A 9,254-nucleotide genomic window follows, 5' to 3' on the forward strand; every position below is an offset into this window, starting at 1 on the left:
GTCAGCTTTTCGCCGGGGTCAGCACGATCCGGCCGAACACCTCCCCGGCGTGCATCTTCCGGTGCGCCAGTACCGCTTGCTCCAGCGGCAGCACCTCGTGCACGACCGAGGTCAGCTCGCCCCGGTCCGCCGCGGCGAACAGGTCCGCCGTCACCGCGCGCCGGTCGGCCTGGGGCACCGTGTTCGCGCTGAACGTCGCGAAGGACAGCGACTTCTGGAACGCCGTGAACAGCTCCTTGCCGAAGTCGCTCGGCGGGTCGCCGGCGACCGCGCCGACCGCCACCAGGCGGCCGTTCGGGCTCAGCTTGGCGAAGAACGACGGCAGCCCCGGGCCGGCGACGACGTCGAGGATGACGTCGTAGGTGTCCGCCGTGCCCTCGCCGGCGCGGTCCAGGACGCGGGTCGCGCCCAGCTCCCGCAGGCGGTCGCCGCGCTCGGGCGACGACGTCGTGACCGCGATCGCGCCGGCCCCGGCCTTCGACGCGAGCTGGACCGCCATGATCCCGATGCCGCCCGCCGCGCCGCGGACCAGCACCGACTCGCCCGGGGCGAAGTGGGCGTGGCGGAGGCCGAAGTGGGCCACGGCGCCGGAGCTGCCGAGCGTCACCGCGTCGACGGCCGACGTCGTCGCCGGGAGCGGGACGAGCGTCTCGGCCGGGGCGACCGCCTGCTCGGCGTAGCCGCCGCCGACGCCGGTGAAGGCCCACACGCGCTGTCCGGTCCAGTCCGGGTCGACGCCCGGCCCGGTCGCGGTCACCGTGCCCGCGATCTCGCCGCCGAGGACGTGCCCGTCCCGGAACCCGTACGCGGCGAGGGCGCCGCTGCGGATCACGGCGTCGACGCCGCCCACGCCGATCGCCTCGGTGGCGATCAGCACCTGCCCCTCGGCGGGTTCCGGGACCGGGAGGTCGACGACCGCCAGCCCCTCGGGACCGCCGAACGCTTGCACCGCAACTGCTTTCATGCCCCCGACGGTAGTGGACGCCGGCGTCCGCTTGGCTAAAGTGAGAGCGTGGCCGATCAGTTGTCTCACCTGTTGCGCTCCGACGCCCGCGACAACCGCGAGCGCATCCTCGACGCGGCCCGCGCGGTGTTCGCCGCCGACGGCCTGGACGTGCCGATGCGCGAGATCGCCCGGCGCGCCGGGGTCGGGCCGGCGACCCTGTACCGCCGGTTCCCGACCAAGGAGCTGCTGGTCACCGAGGCGTTCGCGGACCAGATGCGGGCGTGCTACGCGATCGTCGACGAAGGGCTCGCCGACCCCGATCCGTGGCACGGGTTCGCCCTGGTGGTCGAGAAGCTCTGCGAGCTGCACGCCCGCGACCGGGGCTTCACCGCGGCCTTCGTCTCGGCGTTCCCGCACGCGATCGACTTCGCCGCGGACCGCGAACGGGCGTTGCGCTCGATCGCCGAGCTGATCCGCCGCGCGCAGGAGGCCGGGCACCTGCGCCCCGACGTCGTCCTGGACGACCTGGTCCTGGTCCTCATGGCCAACAACGGCATCCAGGCGCCGTCACCGGCGGCGCGTGTCCTGGCTTCACGGCGCTTCGCCGCGCTCGCTCTCCGGGGCCTGCGAGCCTGACCCCTGGTGCAGGGCGGCGTACGCGCGTTCGCGCAGGACGTTCGCCTCACGGTCCGACAGGGTCGCGTCCAGCGGGCGCAGGGTTATCCGCACCAGGAGGTTCTTCTGGTCCTCGGTGGCGCCGAGCCGGGCCAGCGCCTGGGGCGGCAGTTGCGCGCACGGCGTCTCCTGGCGGATTTCGACGCGCTCGACGACGTCGGCGTCGTCGCCGAGGGCACTGCGGACGCGGTCGCCGAGGTCCTCGGCCCGGTCGTCGGCCGCCACCGCGATGGAGAGGTCGCGGCGCACCGGCGGCAGGACCGACACCGGACGGTACGGCGCGAGGTCGCCGAGCTGCGCGACGACGGCCGGGTCCGCCGACCGCAGGAGGCGGATGTCCGGGATGCCCTTGAGCAGCATCACCACCCGGTCGAGGCCCATCCCGAGGGCGAGCCCGGACCAGCCGTCGCCGAGGCCGGCGCGGGCGAGGACGGCCGGGTGCGCGAGACCGCATTCGGCGATCTCGACCCACTCGCCGCGGTGCTCGACGTCGAGCTGGGCACCGTCCACTGTGTACGGATGACGACGCGGCTCGAGCCGCCACCGCCGTCCCGGCAGAAGGTTCTCGACGAGGGCGGCCACGAGTTGTTCGAGGTCGGTCTCATTGGTGCGGGTGATCCGCCAGAGGTCGAGCTGGTGCGGGGTACCGGTGTGCAGCCGATCGATGCTGTCGCGCCGGTAGACGATGCCCGGGCAGACGAGCAGGACGTCGTCGGCCGGGCGCGCTTTGAGCGCCCGCAGCGCGGCGGCGATCATGGCGCTGGAGTGGCTGCGCAGGACGTGGTCCGCGTCGACGTAGCGGGTGTAGCGCGCGTCGCGGGTGACGTCGGCGGGGTCGTAGCCGAGGTTGTCGTAGTTGTCGGCGACGGTGACGATCCGATCGCCAGGCCATCGCCGGACTTCGGTGCGCGATCCTTTGACGGCGACGACGGCCCGTTCGACGACGAGCTGGACGGCGTGCGGACCGGCAGCGGGATCGGTGAGATCGCGGACGGCGAGGTCGCGGGTGAGCTGGGTGGGAGTGAGTGTTTCGGGCATGACAGAACCTCCTGGGTGAACGGGATGGGGGTGATTGCTCCCCCTGACCCGGACACCAGGCGAGGTTCACTGCGGCGCTATTCGCTCACTTACGGCGGCGACCGCCGCTGCGATGAGCCCGAACCGCGCTCAGGCGAGCGCGGACATGGCACCGAAACCCCGCTGGCACCCGCAAAGGGCCAGGGGGCCGGTAAATCGGCGGTACTCCGCAACGACGGCCACAAACCCACACTAGCCGGGCCTGTCACGCGATTTTCCCCGAAGGCCCGCCGCACCGTCACCCCTCCCTCACTCACCCACCTCCCCATCGGCCAGCTCCCGCAGCACGTCCAAATGCCCCACATGCCGCGCCGTCTCCTGCACGACGTGCGCCACCACCCACCGGACCGTGAACTCCGATCGCCGCCGCGTCCGGTCGTCCGGCCCCAACCGGCGCAACGCCTTCTCCGACCGCGCCCACTCGGCCTTGTACGCCGCCACCACCGATGCCGGCGTGTCGTCCGGTGCCAGGTCCCAGCTCGGGTCCGGCGACCCCACCCACAGCGACGGCAGGTCCGCTCCCCCGGCCTCGATCGACAGCCACCACCGCTCGACCGCCGTCAGGTGCTTCACCACCCCCAGCGCGCTCAACCGGGGCGACGTCGGCAACGGGGTCGCCGCCGCCTGCGGAACCGGCAGCCCCGCCAGCTTGTTCACCGCCGTCGCGCGGAGGAACTGCAGGAAGTCCAGCTGAAGGCGCAGCTCGTCCCACGCCAGCCGCGCGGGCCAGGAGCGATGCGTCTTCGAACTCGTGTTCGACATGACCGGAAAGTACCGCAAGGGTCCGACAAAATAGAGTGATCGGCATGTGGTGGGGACTGCTCTGCGCCCTGGGCGCCGCAATCGCGTACGGCGTCGCTTCGGTGATGCAGTCGGTCGCCGCCCAGGCGACCGAAGACTCCGGGGCCGGCGGGGTCGACCCGAAGCTGCTCGTCCGCGTCCTCGGCCAGTGGAAGTTCGTGCTCGGCCTCTCGCTGGACGTCCTCGGCTTCGTCGCGCAGATCGCCGCGCTGCACGTCCTGCCGCTGTTCGTCGTGCAGGCCGCGCTCGCCGCGAGCCTCGCCGTGACCGCCGTCGCCGCGCGGTTCCTCGGGGTCCGGCTCGGCCGGAAGGAATGGGCGGCCGTCGCCGTCGTGGTCGCCGGGCTCGCGCTGCTCGGCGCCGCCGCCGAGAGCGAGGGCTCCGACCCGGTCGGGCTCGGCTTCCGGCTCGGGCTGATCGGCGCGGTCGTCGTCCTCGCCGCCGCCGGGATCGTCGCCGGGAAGGCGAGCCGGCGCGTGCGGACGCCCGCACTCGGGCTCGTCGCGGGGCTCAGCTTCGGCGTCGTCGCCATCGCCGGGCGGATCATCCCCAGCCTCGCCCCGCTGGACCTGCTCACCGATCCGGCCACCTACACCGTCGCCGTCGCGGGCGGGATGGCGATGCTGTTCTACGCGACGGCGTTGCAACGCGGGAGCGTCACCACCTCGACCGCGATGATGGTGCTCGGCGAGACCGTCTTCCCGTCGCTGGTCGGCGTGTTCGTCCTCGGCGACCGCACCCGGCCCGGGTTCGCGGTCGTCGCGATCGCCGGGTTCGCCCTCGCCGTCGCGGCCGCGCTCGCGCTGGCCCGCTTCGGGGAACCGGCGACCGAGGGAAATGAGACGAAGCCGACCGTATTCCCGTAACTTGTTTACTTAGACTAGCCTTACCTATCCCACGACAGGACAGGGAGGCGCGGGTGAGCACGACCGGACGGGAAGTCCTCCGCCGTTCGATCACCGGGCAACGACGATCGGTGGCGCTCGCTTCGCTGCTGACCGCGGGCCACCAGGGCGGCGAAGCACTGGTTCCGGTGGTGATCGGCGTGGTGATCGACCAGGCCGTCGCGGACGGCTCGGCGGGCACGCTGATCTTCTGGCTGGCGGTGCTGGCCGTGCTGTTCGCCGCGCTGTCGACCAGCTACCGCCTGGGCGCCCGCTTCGGTGAGCGCGCCGCCGAACGCGCCGCCCACGAACTGCGCCTCGACGTCGGACGCCGCGTGCTGCACCCCGGCGGCGGCGCCGAAGCCGGCAACCTCGCGGGTGAGCTCGTGAGCATCGGGACGTCGGACGCGAAACGGGTCGGGCAGCTCAACGGCGTCCTGCCGTTCGGCGTCGCCGGGCTGGCCGGGCTGCTGGTCAGCGCCGTCGTGCTGCTGACCATGAGCATTCCGCTCGGCCTGCTCGTGCTGCTCGGCACGCCGCCGATGCTGTACCTGGCGCACCTGATCGGCAAGCCCCTCGAACGCCGCAGCGAGGCCGAGCAGGAGCGTTCCGCCTTCGCCTCCGGCATCGCCACCGATCTCGTCGCCGGGCTCCGCGTGCTCAAGGGCGTCGGCGCCGAACGCGCCGCAGTCGACCGCTACCGCCGCACCAGCCAGGATTCGCTGCGAGCCACCTTGCGTGCGGCGCGCGCCCAGGCCTGGCACAACGGCGCGCTGCTCGCGCTGACCGGCATCTTCATCGCCGTCGTCGCGCTCGTCGGCGGGAACCTCGCGGCGGCGGGCGACATCAGCGTCGGCGACCTCGTCGCCGCGGTCGGCCTGGCGCAGTACCTGATCACGCCGTTCTCGATCTTCTCGTGGGTCAACGGCGAGCTCGCGCAGGGCCGCGCGTCGGCCGGGCGCATCGCCGACGTCCTGAACGCGCCGCCGGCCGTCGACGCCGGCGAGGCCACGATCCCGGCTCCGGCCGCGGGGCACGTCCGGCTTTCCGCGCTCAGCCGGGGCGCGCTGCGCGACGTCGACTTCGAAGCCCGCCCCGGCGAGCTGCTCGGCGTCGTCGCCACCGACCCGGCCGCCGCGACCGACCTGCTGGACTGCCTCGGCCGCGCCGCCGACCCGTCGACCGGCTCGGTGTCGGTCGACGCGGTCGATCTGTCCACTGTGGACCCGAGCCGGGTCCGCGAGGTGGTGCTGGTGGCCGCGCACGACGCGGATCTGTTCGCCGGGACCGTCGCCGAGAACTTCGCGACCGGGCCGCTCAGCGAAGAAGCGATGTCCGCGGCCGCCGTCGACGAGGTGGCCGGCGCGCTGCCCGACGGCGTCGCGACCGAAGTCACCGAACGCGGGCGGTCGCTGTCGGGCGGGCAGCGCCAGCGGGTCGCGCTCGCCCGCGCGCTCGCCGCCGACGCGCCGGTGCTCGTGCTCCACGACCCGACGACCGCCGTCGACACCGTCACCGAGGCCCGCATCGCCGCGGGCCTGGCCGCACTGCGGCGCGGCCGCACGACCATCCTCGTGACCACCAGCCCGGCACTGCTCGCCGCGACCGACCGCGTCGTCCTCCTCGACGACGGGCGGATCGCGGGCGAAGGCAGCCACGCCGACCTGGCCGGTCGCGCCGACTACCGGGCGGCGGTGCTGTCATGACCCGTGAACTCCTCCCCGTGGCCGACGGCCGCCGGATCCGCGCCGTCGTCGGCGAACTCCTCGGCCGGGCGAAGGGCCGCACCGCGGCCGCGTTCACGATGCTGGTCGCGGCCACCGCGATCGGGCTGCTCACCGCGCCCCTGCTCGGCCGGGTCGTCGACCTCGTCGCAACGCGACAGCCGGCGGCCGAGCTGCTCACGCCGGTCGTCGAGCTGGTCCTCGTCGCGGTGGGACAGGCCATCGCGACCGCGATCGGCGTGTCGCTGGTGGCGCAGCTGGGCGAGACGATCCTGGCCGAGCTGCGCGAACGCTTCGTCGAGCGGGCCCTCGGCCTGCCGCTCGAACAGCTCGAGCGCGCCGGGTCCGGCGACCTGACCGCACGCGTCACGAACGACGTCTCGGTCGTCGCGGAAGGCGTCCGGCAGGCGCTGCCCGAGCTGGGCCGCTCGGTGCTGACGGTCATCCTGACGCTGGGCGCGCTGGCCGTGCTGGACTGGCGGTTCCTGCTGGCCGCGCTGGTCGCCGTGCCGATCCAGCTGTGGACCGTGCGCTGGTACGTGCCGCGCGCGAAGCCGCTGTACGCGAGTCAGCGCGAGGCCGTCGGCGAGCAACAGCAGCAGCTGCTCGACACCATCGGCGGCGCGAAGACCGTCCGCGCGTTCCGGCTGGCGGACACCCACCTGGAGCGGGTGCGGCAACGCTCCGACACGGCCGTCGACCTGGCACTGCGCGGGATCCGGCTGGTGACGCGGTTCTACGCGCGGCTCAACCTGGCGGAGTTCGCCGGGCTGTCCGCCGTGCTGGCCGTGGGGTTCCTGCTGGTCGGGGCGAACGCGGTGACGGTCGGTGTGGCGACGGCCGCGGCGCTGTACTTCCACAGCCTGTTCGGGCCGATCACGACGGCGCTGGCCCTGGTCGACGACGCGCAGGCGGCCGCGGCCAGCCTCGCGCGCCTGATCGGCGTGGCCGACCTGCCCGCCGAGGCGTCGCCTTCCCAGCCCGCACGGCCCGTGGACGCGTCGGTGAAGACGGCGGCGGCCGGCTACTCCTATGTGGACGGTCACCCGGTGCTGCGCGACGTCGACCTCGGTGTCGCCCCCCGCGAGCGGGTGGCGCTGGTCGGTGCGAGCGGCGCCGGGAAGACGACGCTGGCCAAGCTGATCGCCGGGATCCACCGCCCGTCCACGGGTTCGGTGACGCTGGGCGGGGTGGCACTGGAGGAACTCGGCCCGGAGACCACGCGCCGGACCGTCGCGCTGATCAGCCAGGAGGTCCACGTCTTCGCCGGACCGCTGGCCGAAGACCTCCGCCTCGCGCGCCCGTCGGCGTCCGACGAGGATCTCCGGACGGCGTTGGCGAAGGTGGGCGCACTGTCCTGGGTGGACAGTCTGCCGGACGGATTGGCCACCGTGGTCGGCGAAGGCGGTCACCAGCTGACGGTGACCCAGGCCCAGCAGCTGGCGCTGGTCCGGCTGGTGCTGGCCGACCCGCCGATCGCGATCCTCGACGAAGCCACGGCGGAGGCCGGCAGCGCGGGTTCCCGGGTCCTGGAGTCGGCGGCCGCGGCGGCCCTGGAAGGCCGGACGGCACTGGTGGTGGCCCACCGCCTCACCCAGGCGGCGGCGTCCGACCGGATCGTGGTCCTCGACGCGGGCGCGGTGGTGGAGACCGGAACGCACGACGAGCTGGTCGCGGCGGGCGGCCAGTACGCGAAGCTCTGGGCGGCCTGGTCGGGTCAGCGCGCCTGAGCCCGTCCATGCGAAAGCGCCGGGAGCCACCTGGGCTCCCGGCGCTTTCGTCTTTCCGGAGGGTCAGTCGTCCATGGCGTCGGCCAGGGACTTCGGCCGCATGTCCGTCCAGTTCGCTTCCACGTGGTCCAGGCAGTCCTGGCGGCCGGCCGGGCCGAACGCGACCGTCCAGCCGGGCGGGACCTCCACGAACTCCGGCCACAGGCTGTGCTGGTTCTCCGCGTTGACCAGCACCAGGTACGTACCGGACGGGTCTTCGAACGGGTTCGTCATGCCCAGCCTCCTCAGGCGGTGATGTCCGTGCGGGCGCCCTTGACGACCTCGGTCAGCTTCTGGATGACCGGGGCCGCGAGCACCGGGTTGAACCGGGGTTCGGTCGACCAGTCGGCGAGCTGGTTCGCCTTGACCGCGGGCAGCTGCGCCCACGTCGGGATCGCCGCCAGCTGCTGGCGCGACAACGCGTACGTGCGGCTGTCGCTCAGGATCAGGTCGGCCGGGTACTTGCCCGCCTGCTCCCAGCTGAGCGTCTCGAAGTAGTCGTCCGGGCCGGCGCCGTTGATGATGTCCAGGCCCAGGTCGCGGTAGTACGCCAGGTCCGCGAAGAACTCCGGCTTGCAGACGTACAGGTTGTCCTTGTCGCTGGACACCACGAGGACCTTGAGGCCCGGCTTGGCCTTGATCGCGGCCTTCAGGTCGTCGGACGCCTTCTGGAAGTCGTCCTTGCCCTTCTTGATGGCGGCGGAGTTCGCGTCACCACCCAGCGCGACGGCGAGCTGCTCGTAACGCTCGATCACCTTCGGCAGCGTGACCTTGTACTCCGACAGCGCGACGATCGGCGCGATCGCCTGCACCTTCGGGCCGAGGTCGTCCTTGAGCACCCACAGGTCGGTCGGCTTGGTGCCGGTCAAGCCGGTGACGACCAGGTCCGGCTTCAGCGCGGCGAACTTCTCCATGCTGAAGTCGTCCCAGGCGTTGCCGATCGAGGTGACGGCGTTCAGGTCGATGTTGCCGGCCTGGATCTCCTTCGCGCCGTCGGCCGTCTTCTGCGGGCCGAACACGCCGAGGGGGTGGACGCCGTAGTCCCACAGGGCGGCGGCCGAGCTGGCGTAGGCCACGACGCGGGACGGGCGCTGGTCGCGCGACGCCTTCTGGTTCCGGTCGTCGGTGAACTCCCACGGCCCGGAAGCGGCGGCCGCCGGCTTGTCGTCACTGCTGCCGCACGCGGTGAGCGCCGCGGCCGCGGCGAGCCCGCCGGTGCCGATCAGGAATCCACGCCGGCTGAGCCCGGCACCGCCTTGAAACACGGACATGAGAACCTTTCGCGGATTTCGGGGGTTCCGGGTGGCGGAGCCCCCGGCCCGGGCCGGGGCCCGGATGTCACAGTCGACACACTTTAGGATAGGCACACCTTATTTAG

General features: G+C 72.9%; 9 protein-coding genes. 4 read left to right on the plus strand and 5 right to left on the minus strand.

Annotated elements, in window-relative coordinates; genetic code table 11:
* Position 1 precedes the first annotated feature (1 nt).
* The gene (locus QQ657_RS35075; RefSeq protein WP_284746608.1) at positions 2-964 is read right to left on the minus strand and encodes a zinc-dependent alcohol dehydrogenase family protein; all 963 of its coding nucleotides are present in this window, start codon (positions 962-964) and stop codon (positions 2-4) included.
* Positions 965-1,024: 60 nt separating this feature from the next.
* Between QQ657_RS35075 and QQ657_RS35080 the strand changes: the two genes are divergently transcribed.
* A complete protein-coding gene (locus QQ657_RS35080; protein WP_434056812.1) occupies positions 1,025-1,582 on the plus strand; it encodes a TetR/AcrR family transcriptional regulator in 558 nt (185 codons plus the stop codon).
* Here QQ657_RS35080 and srmL read toward each other — a convergent pair.
* Positions 1,538-2,659 (minus strand): PheS-related mystery ligase SrmL, encoded by a 1,122-nt coding sequence (srmL, locus tag QQ657_RS35085; RefSeq protein WP_284746610.1) that lies wholly within the window; start codon positions 2,657-2,659, stop codon positions 1,538-1,540. The two genes, QQ657_RS35080 and srmL, sit on opposite strands and share 45 nt — an antisense overlap.
* A 288-nt stretch (positions 2,660-2,947) precedes the next feature.
* Positions 2,948-3,460, minus strand: coding sequence for a DinB family protein (locus QQ657_RS35090; protein ID WP_284746611.1), 513 nt, complete (start codon positions 3,458-3,460; stop codon positions 2,948-2,950).
* 44 nt (positions 3,461-3,504) lie between these two features.
* Here QQ657_RS35090 and QQ657_RS35095 point away from each other — a divergent pair, with 44 nt between their 5' ends.
* Genes QQ657_RS35095 through QQ657_RS35105 form a run of 3 tightly spaced genes read left to right on the plus strand, consistent with a single transcriptional unit; the run spans position 3,505 to position 7,837 of the window.
* Complete coding sequence (locus QQ657_RS35095) at positions 3,505-4,365, plus strand: DMT family transporter (RefSeq protein ID WP_284746612.1); 861 nt, start codon at positions 3,505-3,507, stop codon at positions 4,363-4,365.
* A gap of 53 nt (positions 4,366-4,418) precedes the next feature.
* Positions 4,419-6,089 (plus strand): ABC transporter ATP-binding protein, encoded by a 1,671-nt coding sequence (locus tag QQ657_RS35100; RefSeq protein ID WP_284746613.1) that lies wholly within the window; start codon positions 4,419-4,421, stop codon positions 6,087-6,089.
* Positions 6,086-7,837 (plus strand): ABC transporter ATP-binding protein, encoded by a 1,752-nt coding sequence (locus QQ657_RS35105; RefSeq protein ID WP_284746614.1) that lies wholly within the window; start codon positions 6,086-6,088, stop codon positions 7,835-7,837. The genes QQ657_RS35100 and QQ657_RS35105 overlap by 4 nt, the downstream gene beginning before the upstream one ends.
* Positions 7,838-7,900: 63 nt before the next feature.
* Here the strand turns inward: QQ657_RS35105 and QQ657_RS35110 are convergent, their stop codons facing one another.
* Together QQ657_RS35110 and QQ657_RS35115 are read right to left on the minus strand one after the other, a co-directional pair.
* The gene (locus QQ657_RS35110; RefSeq protein ID WP_284746615.1) at positions 7,901-8,110 is read right to left on the minus strand and encodes an MbtH family protein; all 210 of its coding nucleotides are present in this window, start codon (positions 8,108-8,110) and stop codon (positions 7,901-7,903) included.
* An 11-nt stretch (positions 8,111-8,121) separates the two neighbouring features.
* A complete protein-coding gene (locus tag QQ657_RS35115; RefSeq protein WP_284746616.1) occupies positions 8,122-9,147 on the minus strand; it encodes an ABC transporter substrate-binding protein in 1,026 nt (341 codons plus the stop codon).
* Between the last annotated feature and the right edge of the window lie 107 nt (positions 9,148-9,254).

Origin of the sequence: Amycolatopsis ponsaeliensis, assembly GCF_030182635.1 — a bacterium.
GTDB lineage: Bacteria > Actinomycetota > Actinomycetes > Mycobacteriales > Pseudonocardiaceae > Amycolatopsis > Amycolatopsis ponsaeliensis.

Coding starts and splice junctions, on each gene's coding strand:
- QQ657_RS35115 (WP_284746616.1), bottom strand. CDS start 9,147: ATGTCCGTGTTTCAAGGCGGTGCCGGGCTCAGCCGGCGTGGATTCCTG.
- QQ657_RS35110 (WP_284746615.1), bottom strand. CDS start 8,110: ATGACGAACCCGTTCGAAGACCCGTCCGGTACGTACCTGGTGCTGGTC.
- QQ657_RS35105 (WP_284746614.1), top strand. CDS start 6,086: ATGACCCGTGAACTCCTCCCCGTGGCCGACGGCCGCCGGATCCGCGCC.
- srmL (WP_284746610.1), bottom strand. CDS start 2,659: ATGCCCGAAACACTCACTCCCACCCAGCTCACCCGCGACCTCGCCGTC.
- QQ657_RS35090 (WP_284746611.1), bottom strand. CDS start 3,460: ATGTCGAACACGAGTTCGAAGACGCATCGCTCCTGGCCCGCGCGGCTG.
- QQ657_RS35095 (WP_284746612.1), top strand. CDS start 3,505: ATGTGGTGGGGACTGCTCTGCGCCCTGGGCGCCGCAATCGCGTACGGC.
- QQ657_RS35075 (WP_284746608.1), bottom strand. CDS start 964: ATGAAAGCAGTTGCGGTGCAAGCGTTCGGCGGTCCCGAGGGGCTGGCG.